This is a genomic window from Intestinibacillus sp. Marseille-P6563 (genome assembly GCF_900604335.1).
In the GTDB taxonomy this organism is placed as follows: Bacteria; Bacillota; Clostridia; order Oscillospirales; family Butyricicoccaceae; genus Butyricicoccus_B.
This window is the reverse complement of sequence record NZ_UWOD01000002.1, coordinates 1,114,975-1,134,014: the sequence shown is the minus strand read 5'-3', so window position 1 is coordinate 1,134,014 and position 19,040 is coordinate 1,114,975. Positions and strand designations below refer to the sequence as shown.

At 54.4% G+C, this 19,040-nt stretch carries 18 protein-coding genes and 1 pseudogene; 12 read left to right on the top strand and 7 right to left on the bottom strand.

The window, feature by feature from the left end; translation table 11 throughout:
• Positions 1 to 64 precede the first annotated feature (64 nt).
• Positions 65 to 241 (top strand): hypothetical protein, encoded by a 177-nt coding sequence (locus EFB11_RS16925; RefSeq protein ID WP_164706781.1) that lies wholly within the window; start codon positions 65 to 67, stop codon positions 239 to 241.
• 68 nt (positions 242 to 309) lie between these two features.
• Here EFB11_RS16925 and trhA read toward each other — a convergent pair whose 3' ends face one another.
• Positions 310 to 960 carry a PAQR family membrane homeostasis protein TrhA gene (gene trhA / locus EFB11_RS13845; RefSeq protein WP_122790725.1) on the bottom strand — a complete coding sequence of 217 codons (651 nt, stop codon included), beginning with the start codon at positions 958 to 960 and terminating at the stop codon, positions 310 to 312.
• Positions 961 to 1,097: 137 nt separating this feature from the next.
• Here trhA and EFB11_RS13840 point away from each other — a divergent pair, with 137 nt between their 5' ends.
• Positions 1,098 to 1,616, top strand: coding sequence for a DUF1836 domain-containing protein (locus EFB11_RS13840; protein ID WP_122790724.1), 519 nt, complete (start codon positions 1,098 to 1,100; stop codon positions 1,614 to 1,616).
• A 38-nt stretch (positions 1,617 to 1,654) separates the two neighbouring features.
• Here the strand turns inward: EFB11_RS13840 and EFB11_RS13835 are convergent, their stop codons facing one another.
• The 3 genes from EFB11_RS13835 to EFB11_RS13825 form a co-directional block, all read right to left on the bottom strand.
• Complete coding sequence (locus EFB11_RS13835; protein ID WP_122790723.1) at positions 1,655 to 2,797, bottom strand: Gfo/Idh/MocA family protein; 1,143 nt, start codon at positions 2,795 to 2,797, stop codon at positions 1,655 to 1,657.
• A gap of 81 nt (positions 2,798 to 2,878) precedes the next feature.
• Positions 2,879 to 3,619 carry a DNA alkylation repair protein gene (locus EFB11_RS13830; RefSeq protein WP_122790722.1) on the bottom strand — a complete coding sequence of 247 codons (741 nt, stop codon included), beginning with the start codon at positions 3,617 to 3,619 and terminating at the stop codon, positions 2,879 to 2,881.
• Positions 3,616 to 4,902, bottom strand: coding sequence for a glycoside hydrolase family 3 protein (locus tag EFB11_RS13825; RefSeq protein ID WP_164706780.1), 1,287 nt, complete (start codon positions 4,900 to 4,902; stop codon positions 3,616 to 3,618). Before EFB11_RS13825 ends, EFB11_RS13830 begins: the two co-directional genes overlap by 4 nt.
• A 203-nt stretch (positions 4,903 to 5,105) precedes the next feature.
• On the opposite strand from EFB11_RS13825, the gene EFB11_RS13820 reads away from it, so the two are divergent.
• From EFB11_RS13820 to EFB11_RS13810, 3 genes are all read left to right on the top strand, one after another.
• On the top strand, positions 5,106 to 6,056 hold the full coding sequence (locus EFB11_RS13820; RefSeq protein WP_243115255.1) for a glutamate--tRNA ligase family protein: 951 nt from the start codon (positions 5,106 to 5,108) through the stop codon (positions 6,054 to 6,056).
• 153 nt (positions 6,057 to 6,209) lie between these two features.
• Positions 6,210 to 7,340, top strand: a complete 1,131-nt coding sequence (locus EFB11_RS13815; RefSeq protein ID WP_122790719.1) for a CobW family GTP-binding protein — start codon at positions 6,210 to 6,212, stop codon at positions 7,338 to 7,340.
• Positions 7,341 to 7,352: 12 nt separating this feature from the next.
• Complete coding sequence (locus EFB11_RS13810) at positions 7,353 to 8,300, top strand: TIGR03943 family putative permease subunit (protein ID WP_122790718.1); 948 nt, start codon at positions 7,353 to 7,355, stop codon at positions 8,298 to 8,300.
• Positions 8,301 to 8,617: 317 nt separating this feature from the next.
• Here EFB11_RS13810 and EFB11_RS13800 read toward each other — a convergent pair whose 3' ends face one another.
• Both EFB11_RS13800 and EFB11_RS13795 read right to left on the bottom strand, forming a co-directional pair.
• Complete coding sequence (locus tag EFB11_RS13800) at positions 8,618 to 8,941, bottom strand: putative heavy metal-binding protein (RefSeq protein WP_122790716.1); 324 nt, start codon at positions 8,939 to 8,941, stop codon at positions 8,618 to 8,620.
• 13 nt (positions 8,942 to 8,954) lie between these two features.
• A complete protein-coding gene (locus EFB11_RS13795; RefSeq protein WP_122790715.1) occupies positions 8,955 to 9,380 on the bottom strand; it encodes a Mini-ribonuclease 3 in 426 nt (141 codons plus the stop codon).
• Positions 9,381 to 9,558: 178 nt separating this feature from the next.
• On the opposite strand from EFB11_RS13795, the gene EFB11_RS13790 reads away from it, so the two are divergent.
• Positions 9,559 to 10,425: a putative ABC transporter permease gene (locus tag EFB11_RS13790; protein ID WP_122790714.1), complete on the top strand. Its 867-nt coding sequence runs from the start codon at positions 9,559 to 9,561 to the stop codon at positions 10,423 to 10,425.
• 110 nt (positions 10,426 to 10,535) lie between these two features.
• Here the strand turns inward: EFB11_RS13790 and EFB11_RS13785 are convergent, their stop codons facing one another.
• A complete protein-coding gene (locus EFB11_RS13785; protein WP_122791323.1) occupies positions 10,536 to 11,327 on the bottom strand; it encodes a TIM barrel protein in 792 nt (263 codons plus the stop codon).
• 305 nt (positions 11,328 to 11,632) lie between these two features.
• On the opposite strand from EFB11_RS13785, the gene EFB11_RS13780 reads away from it, so the two are divergent.
• The 6 genes and pseudogenes from EFB11_RS13780 to EFB11_RS13750 form a co-directional block, all read left to right on the top strand.
• On the top strand, positions 11,633 to 12,613 hold the full coding sequence (locus EFB11_RS13780) for a substrate-binding domain-containing protein (protein WP_164706779.1): 981 nt from the start codon (positions 11,633 to 11,635) through the stop codon (positions 12,611 to 12,613).
• A gap of 15 nt (positions 12,614 to 12,628) precedes the next feature.
• Entirely contained in the window at positions 12,629 to 14,407 is a 1,779-nt protein-coding gene (locus EFB11_RS13775; protein ID WP_122790712.1) for an FtsW/RodA/SpoVE family cell cycle protein, read from the top strand.
• Positions 14,394 to 15,761: a penicillin-binding transpeptidase domain-containing protein gene (locus tag EFB11_RS13770; RefSeq protein WP_122790711.1), complete on the top strand. Its 1,368-nt coding sequence runs from the start codon at positions 14,394 to 14,396 to the stop codon at positions 15,759 to 15,761. Before EFB11_RS13775 ends, EFB11_RS13770 begins: the two co-directional genes overlap by 14 nt.
• An 819-nt stretch (positions 15,762 to 16,580) precedes the next feature.
• Positions 16,581 to 17,525: a DUF6017 domain-containing protein gene (locus EFB11_RS13760; protein WP_021393628.1), complete on the top strand. Its 945-nt coding sequence runs from the start codon at positions 16,581 to 16,583 to the stop codon at positions 17,523 to 17,525.
• Between the two features lie 36 nt (positions 17,526 to 17,561).
• On the top strand, positions 17,562 to 18,035 hold the full coding sequence (locus tag EFB11_RS13755) for a PcfB family protein (RefSeq protein ID WP_021427512.1): 474 nt from the start codon (positions 17,562 to 17,564) through the stop codon (positions 18,033 to 18,035).
• Positions 18,032 to 18,514, top strand: a pseudogene (locus EFB11_RS13750) (recombinase); the annotation flags it as partial. The gene EFB11_RS13755 and the pseudogene EFB11_RS13750, both read left to right, overlap by 4 nt.
• Between the last annotated feature and the right edge of the window lie 526 nt (positions 18,515 to 19,040).

The window sequence follows — 19,040 nt, the reverse complement described above, 5'->3', positions numbered from 1 at the left end:
CATTTGCAGAAAGGCAACCCATCCTTGGGTTGCCTTTCTTTTTGATGCAAAGGAGGGGTTCTTTATGGCGCGTCGCCCCAAAAGCGTTTTGAAACTCCTGTGCCGGGCCATCGCGGTACTGCTGGCGGCGATTGTGTTGTCCGGGGTGTGGATGCTGCTGCGTGAGTGCAACACCATGGGCATTGTGAATCGCACCGATGCCACCACCCAGATGCAACAGGCCCGGGCCGGAGAGCAATAAAAAAAGCCAATCGCAATCTTGCGATTGGCTTTTTTTAAAAGGGTGTGTGCAAATCAGGTGTCTAAATTTTAGATAACAAAGAAGAACACCAAAAGATAATGGCATAGACTGCCGACCAGCACAAACAAGTGAAACAGTTCATGGAACCCTAAATCGGGATGCAGATTGGGGCGCTTGGCGATATAGATGACGCCGCCAATGGTGTAAGCAATGCCGCCGGCCGCAAGCAAGGCAATGGCCGGAGCCGGCATGGATAAAACCACATCAAAATCCACAACAATGGCCCAGCCCAAAATCAAATACAAAGCCGTGCCGAGCAGACGAGGTGCATCGATCCACAAAAGCTTAATGGCAATGCCGAGCAGCGCAATGCCCCAAATGGCGGCCGTAAAATAAAAGGACTGGGGCTGTGCCATGAATTTCAGCACAATCGGTGTATAACTGCCGGCAATCAGGACATAGATCATACTGTGGTCGAGCTTTTTCAGCATACGCAAGACCGCTTCTCCGCGAAGGGAGAAATGATACACGCTGCTGGCCGCATACAAAGCGATGAGCGACAGGCAAAACAGGGTGACAGACAGCAGCGTCACACCGTTTGCACCGACCCACAGCATTCGCAGCAGCATGACGCCCAAACCGACCCCGGACAAGACAGCGCCGAGAAAGTGCGAATAGCTGGAAAAGGGCTCGCGCGCTTTGAGGAAAAGATGTGGCATAGAAAACACCTCCATGTAGTTTTTAAAACTATGTTATATTTATTATAACACGACTTTTGAAAAAGACAAGCACGACTTGAAAAAATATTGCAAAACATTTATAATAAAAAACAGGCATAGAAGGGGGAAGAAAACACATGCGCACGTTTGCGGAGATTTTGCGGGAGGTCTTTTCCGACCGTGATTTGACACCCGAACAGGTGCCCGAACTCGATTTATATATGGATCAGGTGCTGACCTTGCTCAGCGAAGGCTTAAGCGATACCAAGCGCCATCCGGATGAGAAACTCATCACCAAGACCATGATCAACAATTATTCCAAGGAAAAATTGATCAGCCCCATCCAGGGCAAGAAATACAGCCATCAGCATATCATGCAGATTTTGTGCATCTATCAGATGAAGCAGACCCTGGCGCTGGCCGATGTCAAGCAGCTGACCGGGCGCGACGATGTGGATTTTGAAACCTGTTGGCGAGCCTATCTGGACATCAAGCAGCGGGTGCGCGACCGCATCCCGGAGCAGCTTGCCAGCTTGGATGCCAACTTGGAAGATCCGGGGGAACGGTTAGCGCTTTGCTTAGCATTGTCCGCAATTTCCACTTATATGCGCCGGCTGTGTGAAACAATCATCGATGATACCATGCCGCAGGCATAAAAAAATCCCTGAACCGACCGGTTCAGGGATTTTTGATTTTATTCGTGTTCGATGGGCACCCAAATGTTGTTGTTGGCATTGGATTTCAGGCAGGCATCCACAAATTCAATGCCGCGTACGCCATCTTCGACCGTCGGATACCGGAACGAACCCGGGTCGCCGCCGGTCTTTTTGGCGATCAGATTCATGCAGAAGCCACGGTACAGGTTGCCGAACGCCTCATAGAAGCCTTCCATATGGCCAGAGGGCAGGCGGCAAAGCTCCTTAGCTGCCGGATACAGGTAATCGCGGTTGGTGGTATACACCTGGGGCGGTTGGTTGATGCGGGTGACCCGCAGTTCCCACGGCCGCAGATGATTCCATTCGACCGAACCCTTTTCGCCAAAGATACGAACACCGACTTCGGTTTCATGGCCCATGGCGACCTGGCTGGTCCAGATCATGCCGGGGATGCCGCCGTCAAACTCGACCATCATCTGGGCGTTGGTTTCCAGCGGGATGTCAGCCGGGATGCTGTCAAACCGGGCGATAACACGGGTAGGATGCAGGCCGGTCATTTTGGAAATCAGGCATTCGACATGGGTGCCGATGTCCGCGCAGCAGCCCGATGCGCCCGAACGGGCCGGGTCCTGCCGCCAGGTGGCTTGTTCCGAACTGCCCGATACCAGCGAAACGGCCAGCCATTCCTGGGGGTATTCGCCCTGGATGCAGGTGATGCGGCCGATTTCACCGGCGTCGATCATTTCCCGTGCCTGCCGAATCATGGCATAGCCAGTGTAGGTATAGGTCACACCGAACAGGAGGTCTTTTTCCTTGGCCAGTTTGGCCAGTTCGCGGCCCTGTTCGGCATTGAGCGCCAGGGGTTTATCGCACATAATATGAATCCCGTGTTCCAGGAAGCATTTGGCGATTGGATAATGGGTGTCATTGGGCGTGGTGATGGACACAAAATCGATGCCGTCCTCACGCGCTGTCTCGGCTTCGGCCATGGTCTGATAATCGGGATAGACCCGCGAAGGGTCGGTGATGTTCCATTTCTCCGCAAAGGCACGGTTTTTGTCCATATTCCGGGAGAAGCAGCCAGCCGTTAGAAGGGCCAGGTCATCCATGTGTGCTGCATGACGGTGAACGTCGCCAATGAAGCCGCCCGCACCGCCAACCATTCCGAATTTTAGTCGCATACGATAAAACACCCCTTTGTAAAAAAATAAATTTGTTCAAATATACTAATTCCAGTATAAACAAACCACGGGGCGGATGCATTAAGAATCTTGCGGAAACGGATGCTTTTCTTTGCTATCCTTGGGCAGAGCGGCACGTTTTTGCCGCAGCGTGGTCCGCAGCGCCTCGGGCAGTCGGCGGGATTCGAGCGCCTTTTGCAGCGTCTTGCGATAGGTCCAAAGGTCGAGCGGATGCGTTTCCAGGTGAGCTAAGGTTGATTCCGGGAATTTCACCAGGCATTCGGCCAGCGCCCAAGCGACCGCCATGCGGGCATTATAACCGTTGGCGGGCAGGGCGGTCAGGGTACGCAGCGTATCGTCCAGCGTATCCGGCCGGACAAAAAAGCGCAGCAGCATAACCGCGCCAAACCGCGCAGGAAATTCCTCGGAAGAGGTGACATAGGGCTCCAAAAAGGCGCGCACGGACGGCAGGTCGGCGTCGCGGAATTTCAAGCCACTGACAAAGGTATCGCACACCGCCCAGTTGACAATATAGGGCACAAACGCTGCAATTTGTTCCAGCCGGGCAGCAAGGTCCAGCTTGGCACAGGCGATCACCACACCGCGGATGACCGTTTCTTCATAATAGGTGTCCGGGGTGCGGTCAGCCAGGATGATTGCCGCATCCGGGCCTTTGGCCAGTTCGCGGCCCAGTTTGCGCAGGGCTGGCATACGAATCCCTAACATCTGGCTGGCATCCAGTTCGGGCACCAGTTTGACATGAAAATCCCGATAGGCCGGTTCGGCCAGCGGTAACAAGAGGGGCAGTAGATCGTAAGTCATGCGGCATCCTCCAGATCGGTGGTGTCTTGGTCATCCGGCGATACGTCGGTGTCATCCTCATAGACAATCAGTCCAAGCGCATGCTTCCAGTCGAGCACCCGGCGGACATGTTCATCGATTTCGCTCTCGGTCAGGGTCCCGTCGTAGACCGCATCCAGAACCGCCTGATACTGGGTCGGGAAATCCGAACTGATGATAAGATCATTGCCCGCCTGAATGGCCAATACGGCCGCGTCATGGTTTTGGGTAAAGTCGGCAATGGCGTCCATCGCAAGGTCATCGGTCAGAATGACGCCTTCAAAACCGAGTTCCTCCCGCAAAATATCGTGTACCGCCGGGGACAATGAGGCTGGCAGGTTTTCATCCATGCAGGAGATGATCAAATGACTGACGAGCACGGCGTCGGCGCCAGCTTCGATGCCAGCTTCAAATGGCAGGAAATCTTCGGTGCGATAGGTTTCCAGATCGCGCATGTCGATGACGGTCTGTTCGTGGGTGTCGCCGTTCGGACCATAGCCGGGGAAATGCTTGAGCACCGAGCCCATGCCGTCCTTTTCCATCTGGGATACGGTCGTGCGCACATATTCGGCAGTTGCTTCGGCATCCTGGCCGAGCGTGCGGTCATACATAAAGTCCTCTTCGTCGGTCGAAACATCGCAGACCGGCGCGAGATTGACGTTGATGCCCAAATCGGAAAGCAGATCATCCTTTTCGGCGGTGTCATATACAAACGCATCCATGCCGTTTTCTTCAAACAGTTCTTGCGGCGATTGGAACGGCCAGCGGCGGAAAGCTTCGTATTTGCTCACCCGGACGACCGTGCCGCCTTCCTCGTCCACGCCCATGAGCATGGGGATTTCCGAACCTTGCTGATAGGTCGCAATGGTGTCTCGGACCGAATCCTTGGTCTGGCCTTCAAAATCGCGGCTGAACAGCAGGAAACCAGCCGGACGTAGGGCCAAAGTCTCTCCCAGGGCATCTTCTTCCGGGCAGCGGACAAAGAAAAGCTGTCCGACTTTTTCTTCCAGCGTCATAGTGTCCAGCAGCGCATCGGCCGGATGGGATTCGAGCGAATCCGAGGTGTCGGGCGTTGCGGGTTCTTCTTCGGGCACGGTGCTGGACACCGCGCTGCTTTGTGCCGCCTGCGATTTCTTGTCGCAGTCAAACTGAATGGTCGGCATGCAGATGGGCAGCGAGATGCCAAAGACGGGCAGCAAAAAATAGGCCAGTGAAATCACCAGCAATAGGACGATCACAAAATAAAGAGCAATTTTCTTGAGCAAATGTACATTCCCCCCTGGGTCTATCTGCATTCAATTTTATCATAATTGCATCAAAAATGCTACATCCCAAAATCGCCGCAAACCAACGGGAAAGGGACCACGCCTTTTCAAATGAGGGCCGCAGTGGTACAATAACGGGGAGAGGAGGCGTTTGCTTGGAAACATCAACAGTCGGACGGTTCGCACCCTCGCCCAGCGGGCGGATGCACCTGGGCAATGTACTGTGTGCCCTGCTCGCCTGGCTGAGCGCGCGCAGCAAGGGGGGCGCCTGCCTGCTGCGCATTGAGGATTTGGACGAAATGCGCTGTCCGCGGAGCCATGCCGCACAAATCATCGACGACCTGCACTGGTTAGGGCTGACCTGGGATGACCCGGACCCGAAAAATCCGGGTGCGCAGCATTATGCGGCCGTGTTGGCAGAGATGCCGGAAAACGTCGTGCAGTCGGCATATCAGAGCGACCGGACACCGATTTATCTGTATTTTGAAAATATCTTGCGGGAAAAAGGACTGCTGTATCCCTGCTTTTGTTCGCGCGCCGCGCTGCACGCAGCCAGCGCGCCCCATCTGTCCGATGGACGGGTGGTGTATACCGGCACCTGCCGCGGTTTGTCGGCTGCGGAAGTGGCTGAAAAGCGCAAGACCCGGCAGCCGGCCACGCGCGTGATGGTGCCGGATGAGGAGATTTCGTTTACAGACGGCTGCATGGGGCCTTATCGTGAACGCTTGACCGAAGAATGCGGCGATTTTATCATCCGGCGGTCGGATGGGGTGTTCGCCTATCAGTTGGCTGTGACCGTGGACGATGGTTTGATGGGCGTGACCGAAGTGGTGCGCGGCAACGATTTGATCGGCTCGACGGCTCGTCAAATCTGGCTGCACCGGCTGTTCGGTTTCACACCGCCCGCGTTTTATCATATGCCGCTGTTGCTCGCGCCCGACGGGCGGCGGCTGAGCAAGCGGGATGAGGACCTTGATCTGGGACGGCTGCGGCAGCATATGCGCCCCGAACGGCTGGTGGGCGCGCTGGCGTTCGCCGCCGGGCTGATCGACCGGGATGAGCCGGTCGCGGCGCGGGATTTGGTCGAGGCTTTTTCGTGGGATAAAGTCCCCCAAACCGATTTGTATTTGCCCGACATCTTCCGCGATTTCTGAAAATTTACCTTTTTGCCGCGATAAGATAAAAATTCATGAAAAGTTCGCAGGAAAAGGCTTGAATTCCCCATGCCTTTGGGGGTATGATAATTGTTAAGGTGGGCTAACCGCCGCTTTGTTTGTAATTTATAATACCGAGAGGAAGTAAATCATATGACGAAAATTGACATTATTTCGGGCTTTTTGGGCGCCGGCAAGACCACGCTCATCAAGAAGCTGCTGGGCGAAGCCCTGAAGGGCCAGAAAGTCGTGCTGATCGAGAACGAATTCGGTGAAATCGGCATCGACGGCGGCTTTTTAAAGGAAGCCGGCATTCAGATCACCGAGATGAACTCGGGCTGCATCTGCTGCTCGCTGGTGGGCGACTTCGGCAAGGCGCTCGAGGAAGTTATTGAAACCTATCATCCCGACCGCATCATCATCGAGCCGTCGGGCGTGGGCAAGCTGTCCGACGTGATTCGTGCCGTGCAGGGCGTTGCCGAGCACGAACCGGTGGTTTTAAACAGCTTTGTCACGGTCGTAGACGTGATGAAGTGTAAGATGTACGCCAAGAACTTCGGCGAATTCTTCTTGAACCAAATCGAACACGCGGGCGCGATTTTGCTCAGCCGTACCCAGAATGCAAAGCCGGATAAGCTGGACCAGTGCGTCCATCTGCTGCGTGAGCACAACAAGGATGCGCGCATCGTCACCACGCCGTGGGACGAACTGACCGGCGGACAGATGCTGGATGTCATGGAAGCCAGCCATTCGCTGGCCGAGGAACTGCTCGAACAGATCAAGCACGAGCATCACCATGAACACGAGCATGAGCATCATCACGAACACCCGCATGACCATGAGCATCCGCACGAGCACCATCATGAGCATCCGCACGACCATGAGCACGAACATCACCATGACCATGGCCCGGAATGCACCTGCGGCTGCCACGATCATGACCATGAGCACCATCATCACCATCATCACCATCACCACGACGGCTGCTCCTGCGGCCATGACCACCATGCCGACGAAGTATTTCAGAGCTGGGGTGTGGAAACGCCCAAGAAGTTCACCGAGGACGAGCTCAAGGGCTGCCTGACCGAACTGGGCGACATTTCGCTCGGTACCGTGCTGCGCGCCAAGGGCATCGTGCCCAGTGCGGATGGCGGCTGGCTGCATTTTGACTATGTGCCCGGCATGCCTGAAATCCGTCACGGCGCTGCCGACTACACCGGCCGCCTGTGCGTCATCGGCGCCGAACTGGACGAGAGCCGTCTGGTCGAGATCTTTGGGATTTAAGGGGGCAAGCGCATGAAACCGCCTGCTTATATCTTCATTGGCTTGCTGGAAAGCGGCAAGACCACCTTTATTAAGGAAGTCATTGCAGACCCAAACTTTACGCTCGATGAAAAGACGCTGCTCATCCGCTGTGAGGATGGCATCGAGGAATACGATGAGGAATTTCTGGAGAAATACAACATTGTCCTGGTCGATGTCGAAGATGAAGACGAACTGACCACCGCAGCGCTCAAAAAGGCGCACGAGGCCGAAAAGCCCGACCGGGTTGTGATCGAGTTCAACGGCATGTGGGATTTGGGACACTTTGTCGATGAAGTGATGCCCAACTGCTGGGAACTGTATCAGATCGTCGCTTCGGTCTGCGGGCCGACCTTTGAACTGTATTCCAACAATCTAGGGCCCAAGATGTTTGAGCACATCACATCGGCTGATTTGATCGTCTTTAACCGCTGCACCCAGAAGGATAAGGATTACCTGCATCAGCGCAACATCCGCGCGATGAATCCGCGGGCAACCATCTTCCTGGATGATGTGGACGGCAATTCGGAAGATTACCGCGACAATATGGTCATGCCCTTTGACTTGGACGCCGATGAAATCGACATCAGGGATGAGGACTTCGGCCTGTGGTATGTGGACGCGAGCAGCGAGCCGCAGAAATACGACGGCAAGACCGTGCGCTTTAAGGCGCATGTGCTGGTCACGCCTCAGCTCCCCAAGGGCTGGATCGTGCCTGGCCGCCATGGCATGGTCTGCTGTGCGGATGATATTCAGTTTTTGGGCTTTGCCTGCAACGCGGGCGACCGTTTCCCGAATATCGAAAACAAGGGCTGGTATACCCTGACCGCGCACATCCATGTGGAGGAACTGCCGCAGTATAAGGGCGCGGGTCCGGTGCTCGATTTGGTCGATATCCAGCCGGCCGAGCCGCCCCAGGAAGAAGTTGTCTACTTTAATTAAATACAAAAAGCCGCATCCGATTTGGATGCGGCCTTTTTTTAAAATTTTTTTGTATAAGCCGGGGCGCGGCGGACATACTAACACCGTATCCTTTGAAGAAAGGAAGGTGAATGCCATGTCTCGCGAACGTAAGAACAATCAGAAGAACAGCGCGCAGAACCAGAAGAACACTCCGTCTTCCCAGAGCATGAAGGACTGCCCGTCTTCGCAAAGCCAGAAGGGTGAATAACGTCCCTCCATGATCCGATCCCCCTGATCCCATACAAAACGGGAAAGCGCCGGCCGTGTGAACCAAATGTTCATACAGCCGGCGTTTTTCATTCTTCATACACCACAGCAGTACCCGAGGCGCTGACCATCAGCATGTTATTCCCCGAGCCTAAAATTTCGTAATCGATATCGACTCCAATGACGGCATTGGCGCCGCGGGCCATGGCCCGCTGTTCCATCTCGGCCAGCGCCGCTTCGCGCGCCTGCTGGAGTTCATCTTCATACGAGTTCGACCGGCCGCCAAAGAAGTTGGTCAGACCGGCAGCAAAATCGCGGACAAAATTAACGCCCGAAATCACTTCGCCGAATACAATGCCCTTGTATTCCACAATGCGTTTTCCATCAATGGTGGTGGTTGTTGTCGTGATCATGGCAGATACCTCCTTATTTTTTCGCCAGGATTTCAGGGAAATCCTGCGAGATGACGGTATACAGTTGGTTCAGGCGATCGTATTCCCGGCGCAGATACAGCCAGCCGAACAAGGTTTCCAGCGCGGTAGCATAGGCATATTCGGAATGCGATGCTGCCTTGGGGATGGTTTTGGGCTTGGCGTTGCGGCCGTGGCGGAATACATCGGCTTCGGCTTCGCTGAGCAGCGGCAAAATAAGCTGCGCCGCGCGAAATTGGGACGACGCGCGCACCAGGGCAACCGTTTTGGCGTGCAGGCCACGGGCGGTCTGCATGCCCTGGCAGACCAGATACGAGCGGGTCATGATTTCATATACACCGTCGCCGATGTGGGCAAGCCCGAGAGCCGAAATGCGCCCGAGTTCGGCGTCATCCAGTTGCGGATGTAAAAAGTCAGTCATGGAAAAACACCTTCCGTTTCTTCTGGTTTCAGTGTACCATGTCGGGGGACAAAACACAAGATGCCGAAAAATCCAAATTAAGCTTAAAATTTGTCAGCGACTGTGATACAATAAGGGCATGTGAAATCGGTGGTGTGCATGCCGCATCCGACCACCAGACCGAAGGGATGTGAACCAAATGTATGAATATTCGGTCCCACAGTGGCTGATGATTTTTTACATCTATTGTTTTCTGGGCTGGGTGTTTGAGTCCTGCGTCGTATCGGTGCAGCAAAAACGGCCGGTCAACCGCGGCTTCTTGCGCGGGCCGATGCTTCCCATTTATGGCTTTGGCGCCGGGATCATGCTGCATGTATCCTTGCCGCTGGAAGGGCATCCGGTGCGCATCTTTTTGGCCGGTATGGTGGCAGCGACCGCCTTTGAATATGTGGTCGGCGTGGCGATGGAAGCCATTTTTAAGGTAAAGTATTGGGACTATTCCGAGCATCGGTTCCAGTTCCAGGGGCGCATCTGTTTGCAGTCCTCGCTGGCATGGGGCGCGCTGAGCGTGCTGCTGGTCTATGCCCTGCATCCGCCGGTCGAATATCTGGTGAAACAGTTTACCACGCTGCCGCTCCTCTTTACGACCATCGTGCTGTCGGTGTATTTTGTGACCGATGTGGTCGCTTCGGTCAAGACTGCGCTGGATTTTGCCAAGCTGCTCGAAGAATTGGACCAAAAACGTGCGGATATTATGGCTATGCGCGATCAGTTCGCGGCTGCCGCCTGGCAGAAGAAAGCCGAAATTTCGGCGGCTGCGCAGGAGCAGTATGACCGTTTGGCCGATGCGGCACAGGATAAGCGGGAGCGCTTGACGGCAACCGCCGAGAATGCACGGCTGCAAATGTATCTGGCCATTCAGGACGCTGAAGATCAGCTGAACGACGCCATTCGCAACATGAAGCGCACTCGCAAAAGCCTGGTGCGCGGCAACCCGACCTTGCGCTCAGCGAAATTTGACGGGACCCTGCGCGAGATCAAAGAGCGTCTGGGACGCAAAAAGTAATAAAAACAAGCCGCTGGAATGCTCCGGCGGCCTGTTTTATCGCAAAAAAGATTTCCCGGCGGCGCAGAGGCGCACCGCCGGGAAAGAGAGGATGGTTAGAAAATGGCAAATTAGTCTTCTGCGATCGCCATAATGGCCTTGACCGCGGTCTTGGTGTCCACCAGCGGGAACAGTTCGCTGCCCACGGTGCCCTGGAAGCCGAGCGAATCGATGTGCTTGGCAATGGCCTTGTAGTTCATGTAACCGGTGCCCGGCTCGTGACGGCCCGGAGCATCCGCAATGTGGATGTGGCCGATGACGTCGATGTAGGCGGACAGGGTGTCCATGACCTTGCCTTCGTTCAGTTCCATATGATAGGCGTCATACAGGAGCTTGAGGCGGGGCGAACCGATGATGCGCAGCATTTCGGCGCCCATCTGAGTGGTTTCCAGGAAGTTGCCGACATGGTCGGTCAGCACGTTGAGGGCTTCCAGATTCATGTCGATCTCGTATTTTTCCGCCATCTTAGCGCAGTCCTTCAGGGTGTCGAACATTGCGCACAGCTTGACGGTATGAGAAAGTTCGGTATAATGGTTGACAACAACACCACCATCGCCCAGAGCGTTGGAGTGGATGGTCACGCTCTCTGCGCCAACCTTCTTGGCTGCCTTGCACGATTCTTCCAGGGCTTCGAGGTACTGCTGCTTCTGGGAAGGATCGACGAGCGAATAATCGGCGTCGCCATTGAAGCCGCTGATGCGGATGCCAGCCTTTTCGGCCGCTTCACGGGTTGCATCCAGGTCGCGGATGCGCCAATCCCAAAATTCCACAGCGACAAAGCCGTCGTCCTTGGCCGCCTGGAAACGTTCCAGCCACGGCAGTTCCGTGTATAACGTATCGATGCAAGCGCATTGTTTGATCATGGTTTTGAATTCCTCCATCTCATCTTGTAAAAAAACGAAAAAAGTGGCGGCTGCCAAACGCAGACCGCGTCTTTGGGAATAGAAAATTTACATTCCCGATCTTTTTCTATTGTAACCGATTTGCAGAAGCATGTGAATATGCTATAATAAACAAAAATAAACGTTGGTTTTTTGATGGGGACGCGGTAAATTCGGTTTTCCCTAAAGAATTTACAGCAGAATCAAAAAAATTACCTCTTGACGTGTCCTTCCAGTGGTTTTGATTTTTTTCGCTTGCCCCGCAAGCAGGCAAAGGAGATATGCAAATGAAAAAATGGCTTGCTTACATATGCGCCTTTGTGCTGTTGGCCGGGCTGCTCGGCGGATGCCGCACATCCGGTCTGGCCGATACGGTCGCTCAAATCCGCATCGGGTTATGTTTGCCCACGCGAACCGATTTTCTGACCGCCATGGAAAGCGCAGCCATGCGCGAAGCATCCGATTCCGATGTCCGGTTGGATGTGGTCAATGTCGACGACGACCAGGACGCTCAAATCGCCCAGATTGAAGAATGGCAGGAAGCCGGGTATGCGGCAGCAATCGTGGTGCTCTGTGAGGACACCGCGGCCGCAGAGGTGCTGGAAAAGGCCGGCACCATGCCGGTGGTGTTTGTCAATCGGCAGCCCGCCGATATGAGCGTTTTGGAAAGCCGCAACAATGTGATTTACATTGGCTGCTGGGAGCCGGATGCCGGCAAGATGCAGGGCGAATTTTTGGCGGCCTATTTTCAGGTGCAGCAAAATGACTCCCCGCGAATTGCCATCATCGCTGGCGACAAAAAGACCAATGCTTCTGCCGCACGCATCGACGCTGCCAAACAGGCGCTGGCCGATGCCGGACTGACCCCTAAGTACCTGTTCGAAGAAAATGCCGAATGGGACCGGGCTTCGGCACAGAAGAACTTTGCCAAATTTTTAGAAGAAAAACCGGAGATCGACGCAGTGCTTGCCGCCAATGATGCCATGGGCATCGGCGCGGCCGAAGCCCTGGCCCAGGCTGGGTATGCGATCTCCAATATCCCAGTGGTGGGTGTGGACGCAACGGCCGAAGGCCGGGCGGCCATCCGCGATGGACGGCTGAATTTTACCGTATTCCAGGACCCGGATGCCCAGGGTGCGGGTGCGGTACAGGCCGCGATGAGCCTGCTGGGCGGCACCATGCCCGAAGGTGTGGTGGACAGTGTACTTTGGATCGACTACCAGCCGGTCGATGCCAGCACTATCGATCAATTATTCCCTGACGACTAAAAGGAAGCAAAAACTATGCAAACCATTACAAACGCGCTTCAGGCAGCCTTGGATGCCATTACCGGATTGGCTGCCGATTTTCCCATGTTCGGCACGTGGTATACAACTGTGATCCGGTTCGTGCTGCCCATTTTGGCCCTTCTTATCCTGCTGACGCTCATCCGCTCGCTGATTGCGGTCAAGCATTTGCCGGAAACCTGGGCCTATCTCAGTCTGCCCAATGGCGAACGCATCCCGCTGACCCACTGGGAAAATATCATCGGCCGCGCCAAAAACGCCGATGTCGTGCTCAGTTATCCTTCGGTATCGCGGACCCATGCGGCCATGAACCGCAACGACCGCGGCGAATGGACGCTGTATGATTTGGATTCCACCGGCGGCACGACGGTCAATGGCCGCAAGGTCGATGGCGATGCCATTGCCAAGGATGGCGATGTGCTGGCCTTCGGCGGGGTAGAGACTGTGTTCCTGCCTGTGCCGGTCGAAGAAAAACGCGCCGAACGGCGTGCCCGTGCCGAGGAGACCCGGCCGGTTTCGCCGTGGGGGCCGCTCATCCTGTTGACCCTGTTCCAGGTGCTGACCGCAGTGCAGCTGATTGTCAGCAAGGGAGCCGAAGCGACGGTCAACATTCCACTGACCTTCCTGGGCGCTACGGCAACCATGTGGATCTATTGCCTGACCCTGCGCGCCATGCGGCGGGTGGGCTTTGAGATGGAACTCATTGCCTTTTTCCTGTGTACGCTCGGTCTGGCGGTCACGGCTTCGGCGGCGCCGGACGACATGGTCAAGATCTTTTTGACCATGCTGGTGGGCCTGTTTGGCTTTTTGGTGCTTTGTACGATTTTGCGCAACCTGGAACGGGTGCAGACCATCCGCTGGGTCATGGCGGCCGGTGCAATCGGCCTGCTGGCGCTCACGCTCGTGATCGGTACGGGCGACTTTGGTGCGAAAAACTGGATTAAGTTCGGCGGATTCTCGATTCAGCCGTCCGAAATCGCGAAGATCTGTTATGTCTTTGCGGGCGCGGCTTCGCTCGAGCGTCTGTTCAAAAAGCGAAACCTGACCTTGTTTATTGTGCTGACGGGCATGTGCGGCGGCTGTCTGGCGCTCATGAACGACTTTGGTACGGCACTGATTTTCTTTGTCACTTTTATCGTCATCGCGTATATGCGCTCGGGCGACTGGGCGACTCTGGCCCTGATTTGCTCGGGCTGCGGCATCGGCGGCATGATGCTGCTGCGCCTGAAATCCCACGTGGCAGCCCGTTTTGCGGTCTGGGGTCATGCCTGGCAGGATGCGTCGGATAAGGGCTTCCAGCAAGTGCGCACCATGTCGGCATCGGCTTCGGGCGGCCTCATTGGCGTCGGCGCGGGCAACGGCTGGCTGAAAAATGTCTTTGCAGCCGATACCGACCTGGTTTTTGGTATGATTTGCGAAGAATTTGGCTTTGTCATCGCTTGCCTGTCCATTTTGTGTATCATTACGCTGGCGGTCTTTGCCGTGCGCGCTTGCCGCGCCGGCCGGTCCAGCTTCTATACCATTGCCGCTTGTGCGGCGGCATCGATGATGGTGTTCCAAACCTGCCTGAATGTGTTTGGCGCCGTGGATATTTTACCGCTGACCGGCGTTACCTTCCCGTTTGTGTCAAACGGTGGTTCGGCCATGCTATCGGCCTGGGGATTGCTCGCCTTTTTGAAGGCGACCGATACCCGGCAGAATGCAAGTTTTGCGGTCCGTTTGCCCAGCCGAAAGGAACTGCGCAGAGAGGAGGCGATGGGCTATGAGGAAGATTGAGCGGCGCGCGATTTTGTGCCTGTTTCTGGCGTTTGCCCTGTTTGCCGGCCTGTGCCTGTTTGGCTTCCGCTTTGTGACCCAGGGAGGGGATTGGGCTTCGTTCCCGGCCAACCGGCATTTATATGATAAAAGCGGCCGTCTGATCTCGGGCGCCATTGCCGACCGGGATGGCGATGTGCTTTCTGATGTTGTGGATGGCGAGCGGGTCTATTATCCGGATGAAACCGTCCGCAAAGCGACCCTGCATGCCGTGGGCGACCGGCAAGGCAACATCGGTACCGGTGCGCTCCATGCCTTTGCCGACCAGCTTTCGGGCTATAATCTGATTACGGGCGGCTATTCGCCGGTGGGCAACCAGCGGACGATGAATTTGACCATCGATGCAGCGTTTAATGTGACGGCATATAAGGCGCTGAATGGCCATAAGGGCACCGTGGGTGTCTATAATTACGAAACCGGCGAAATTTTGTGCATGGTATCGACACCGTCCTTTGACCCGGACAATCCGCCCGAGAATCTGGACAGTGAAGAATACGATGGTGCATATGTCAACCGCTTTTTGTCGGCTGCAATCGTACCGGGCTCAATTTTTAAGATCGTTACCTTGAATGCTGCGCTCGAAAACATTCCCGACCTGAACGAACGCACGTGGGAATGTGACGGCAGTGTGACGGTTGGAGGCACCGAGATCACCTGTCCTTCGGCACATGGCACCTTGGATATTGAATCGGCGTTTGCCAATTCGTGCAATGGTGTATTTGGCCAGCTGGCCGCCGAAATGGGCGGTGAAGTCATGCAGGAATATGTCGATAAAGCTGGTCTGACGAGCAGCTTGTCGGTCGATGGCATTCAAACAGCAAAGGGTACTTTCTCGTTTGAAGGGGAAGACGATGCACAGATTGCCTGGTCGGGCGTTGGCCAGGGCAAAGACGCGCTCAACCCCTGCTCGATGATGACGTATATGGGTGCAATCGCCTGTGAAGGCAAGGCAGCCGTTCCGCGTTTGATCGAATCGATCGATACCGGCTCGATTTTACCGGGCGGGATTTTCCGCACCAAGAAGACGGGGGAACTGATTTCGGCAGAAAGTGCACGCACTTTGCGCAGCATGATGCACAATAATGTCGTACAGACCTATGGTGCAGACCGTTTCCCGGACAATACCTGTGCGAAATCGGGTACTGCGGAAGTGGGCGGCGGTTTGACGCCCAATGCATGGTTTGCCGGATTTATCGATGATCCCGATCATCCCTATGCATTTATTGTTCTGGTGGAAAATGGCGGCGGCGGTTCCAGCGTTGCGGGTAATGTTGCCAGCGAAGTGCTGAACGCAATCGTCGAAAAAATGGATTGATAGAAAAATCCCTTGCCGGGTAGGCAAGGGATTTTTTTATGCGCGAAAAGTTGGGTATGGGCATAGAATGGTTTGAACCATTTTATGATAGGAGGGTGATCATTTGAATATGTATCAGCCAGATTTCTGCTGCCCATATCCGAACCCGATCTGTGGACCAACGGGGCCAACCGGTCCTACGGGACCCACCGGTCGGCCGGGTCCAATTGGGCGAAACGGTCCGATGGGTCCACGGGGATGTCCTGGCCCAACAGGCCCCACCGGTCCAATGGGACCGCGTGGTGTGCCGGGAGCCAATGGTTGTCCGGGTCCGACTGGCCCGACGGGGCCGACCGGTGCTACGGGTGCAACCGGCGCCACAGGAGCCATGGGCCCCACAGGTCCGACCGGTCCTGCTGGCGGCCCCACCGGCCCGACAGGTGCCCCAGGCGCAACGGGTCCGACCGGCCCTATGGGCGCCCCAGGTGCAACTGCCCCGTCAATATATGCACAACAAGGAAAATGCCGTAACCATGCGGCTTTCAGCACATTAAAGACAATTAAACACCCCCTATAATTACACCTAAAACGCCGTAGCAAGGTTGGACAAGCCTTGATATGGCGTTTTTAAGTGAGTAGGATATGTCGCCGCAGCTTGAAAAGAGTTGCGGTTTTTTTATGCCCGAAAACAGGCGGTAACGTGGAACGTTAGGCGCGAAAAAGCCCTTATAATACAAGGCTTTTCAGACGTAAAAACAGCAAAGGCATACTGCAATACCAAAACCGCCGAAAACGGCTTTCTAATATTCCACGCAGACCGAGAAAGGAAGTGATAAAAAAATGGCAGTTTTTCGAGTTGAGAGAAATACGGGCTATACCGTTATGAGCAACCACCACTTGCGCAATAAGGAACTCACCTTAAAGGCAAAAGGCTTGCTTTCGCAAATGCTGTCCTTACCCGAAGATTGGGATTATACCCTTGCGGGCTTATCTCACATCAACCGGGAGAAGATCGACGCAATCCGCGAAGCGGTCAAAGAACTTGAAAAAGCCGGATATATCGTCCGCAGCCGGGAACGCGACGAGAAAGGACGTTTGCGCGGTGCGGATTATGTCATATATGAGCAGCCGCAGCCCAAAGAGCCGGAAGCAGCTACCAGCAGTGAACAGCCGCCTACATCGGATTTACCTACATTGGAAAATCCAACATTGGATAATCCAACGTTGGAAAAACCTACGCAGGAAAAACCTACGTTGGAAAATCCAACGCAATTAAATAAAGATATATCAAGTAAAGAACAATCAATTACTGATCTATCAAGTACCCATTCCATTCCTTTCCATTCCCTAAATCCCCTGCCTTATGAGCAGGACGAAGCGGCTACGCCGCCGGAAAGGAAAAGAACGGAAGCGAAAACAAACAGCGCAATAGAGATTTATCGGGAAATCATCAAAGACAACATCGACTATGACATTCTCATTCAAGACCCCAAAATGGATAAAGACCGTTTGGACGAGATTGTAGAAATCATGCTGGAAACCGTCTGCACAGCCCGAAAGACAATCCGTATCGCCGGGGACGACTACCCCGCCGAACTTGTCAAATCAAAGTTTATGAAGCTGAACAGCAGCCACGTTGAGTTTGTTTTGGACTGCATGAGGGAGAACACAACCAAAATCCGCAACATCAAGCAGTATCTTAAAGCGGTGCTGTTCAACGCGCCGAGTACCATTGACAGCTACTATACCGCCCTTGTCAATCACGACTTTTACGGCAGCAAATGAGCATAGCCGCAGTTTACCGGGAAAGGAGTTGATACCTTGCAGGAGGAAGTAACCCAAAAAACGATTGCCCTATCCGTCAACGTGGGAAAAGGCGCGGCAAGGCTTACCGAACAGGCGTTGCAGAAAGCAATCCAAAAGTTTTTGGAGCAGAAAAGCAAAGCCCCGCATGGGAAACAGACCATGCGGCAGCTTATGAAGCAAAATGCGGGTGTTTCCAACATCGAGATCACCGACAGCAATATCAAAGCCTTTGAGAGTACCGCGAAGAAGTACAACATAGATTTTTCTTTGAAAAAGGTTAAGGGCGAACAGACCCGTTACCTTGTGTTTTTCAAAGGCAGGGACGCGGACGTTATGACCGCAGCGTTTCAAGAGTTTTCCGCAAAGAAGCTGATTAGGGATAAAAAGCCCTCTATCCGCAAAGCCCTTGCCGCAGCAAAGGACAAGGCGAAGCAGCTTAACGCCGCCCGCGACAAGGTAAAGAAAATAGACAGGGGGCGCGAGATATGAAGCAGATAAACTACAAAAAGCTGATAATCCCGAATATCCCCTATGTGTTCTTTGTCTATCTCTTTGATAAGGTGGGACAGGCGGTGCGGCTTGCCCCCGGCGCGGATATTTCCGAAAAGATACTCAATATCACACAGGGATTTTCCGAAGCGTTTTCAAATGCCTTGCCGAGCGTTCACCCGCTGGATTTGCTTATCGGCATTGTCGGTGCGGTGGTTATCCGTCTGATTGTCTATGTCAAAGGGAAAAACGCGAAGAAATACCGCAAGGGCGCAGAATACGGCAGCGCACGTTGGGGCAACGCCGAAGATATAAAGCCCTATATCGACCCGGATTTTCAGAACAACATCATTTTGACGCAGACCGAACGGCTTACCATGAACAGCCGCCCGAAGCAGCCGAAATACGCGAGAAATAAAAACGTCGTGGTGATCGGCGGCAGCGGCAGCGGAAAAACAAGGTTTTTCGTAAAGCCTAGTGCGCCCGTAAGGGCGGTATAAATCCTACCTTGAGCAAGTAGTAGGTAAAAGTATCAAGCGGCATTGTGCCGCAACCTATCATTCCCCGTCTTACCCCAAAAGGGAAACCGGAGGGCGACCATAGCATGACGGAGGACACGGGGCGCTGAAGCCTCAGAAGCGCCGGCGTGACGGAATGAAAATCCACGTATGAGGATGGAAGCTAGACTGCTTGAATGACAGCCTGAAATCGGGACCAAGAGCGTACCCCTGACGTAGAGAGGTTGTACTCGTCAGTGTTCCTGACAGTCGCATTGTTTGGCTATGCGGCTGCTGATACTCGGAGCAGGTTCAGCCACGGGAAAGTGGAAAAAGGCGAACGTCACATACCGACAACGTGGAACGCTTGTTTATACCGTACTAAACGGGGATTGCCTAAAGTGAAATGCCGAAAGGCTATGAAAACGCTGAAATGCGGGGTTCTGAATATTCACCATGGCAACAGAGTTCCCATAGTAGTCTGCGGACGGGAAAGCCGTCTACATGG

Bases quoted from the DNA above. Each gene is read 5' to 3' on its own strand.
- EFB11_RS16925 (WP_164706781.1), top strand. From the start codon at position 65: ATGGCGCGTCGCCCCAAAAGCGTTTTGAAACTCCTGTGCCGGGCCATC.
- trhA (WP_122790725.1), bottom strand. From the start codon at position 960: ATGCCACATCTTTTCCTCAAAGCGCGCGAGCCCTTTTCCAGCTATTCG.
- EFB11_RS13840 (WP_122790724.1), top strand. From the start codon at position 1,098: ATGCGCACGTTTGCGGAGATTTTGCGGGAGGTCTTTTCCGACCGTGAT.
- EFB11_RS13835 (WP_122790723.1), bottom strand. From the start codon at position 2,797: ATGCGACTAAAATTCGGAATGGTTGGCGGTGCGGGCGGCTTCATTGGC.
- EFB11_RS13830 (WP_122790722.1), bottom strand. From the start codon at position 3,619: ATGACTTACGATCTACTGCCCCTCTTGTTACCGCTGGCCGAACCGGCC.
- EFB11_RS13820 (WP_243115255.1), top strand. From the start codon at position 5,106: ATGCACCTGGGCAATGTACTGTGTGCCCTGCTCGCCTGGCTGAGCGCG.
- EFB11_RS13815 (WP_122790719.1), top strand. From the start codon at position 6,210: ATGACGAAAATTGACATTATTTCGGGCTTTTTGGGCGCCGGCAAGACC.
- EFB11_RS13810 (WP_122790718.1), top strand. From the start codon at position 7,353: ATGAAACCGCCTGCTTATATCTTCATTGGCTTGCTGGAAAGCGGCAAG.
- EFB11_RS13800 (WP_122790716.1), bottom strand. From the start codon at position 8,941: ATGATCACGACAACAACCACCACCATTGATGGAAAACGCATTGTGGAA.
- EFB11_RS13795 (WP_122790715.1), bottom strand. From the start codon at position 9,380: ATGACTGACTTTTTACATCCGCAACTGGATGACGCCGAACTCGGGCGC.
- EFB11_RS13790 (WP_122790714.1), top strand. From the start codon at position 9,559: ATGTATGAATATTCGGTCCCACAGTGGCTGATGATTTTTTACATCTAT.
- EFB11_RS13785 (WP_122791323.1), bottom strand. From the start codon at position 11,327: ATGATCAAACAATGCGCTTGCATCGATACGTTATACACGGAACTGCCG.
- EFB11_RS13780 (WP_164706779.1), top strand. From the start codon at position 11,633: ATGAAAAAATGGCTTGCTTACATATGCGCCTTTGTGCTGTTGGCCGGG.
- EFB11_RS13775 (WP_122790712.1), top strand. From the start codon at position 12,629: ATGCAAACCATTACAAACGCGCTTCAGGCAGCCTTGGATGCCATTACC.
- EFB11_RS13770 (WP_122790711.1), top strand. From the start codon at position 14,394: ATGAGGAAGATTGAGCGGCGCGCGATTTTGTGCCTGTTTCTGGCGTTT.
- EFB11_RS13760 (WP_021393628.1), top strand. From the start codon at position 16,581: ATGGCAGTTTTTCGAGTTGAGAGAAATACGGGCTATACCGTTATGAGC.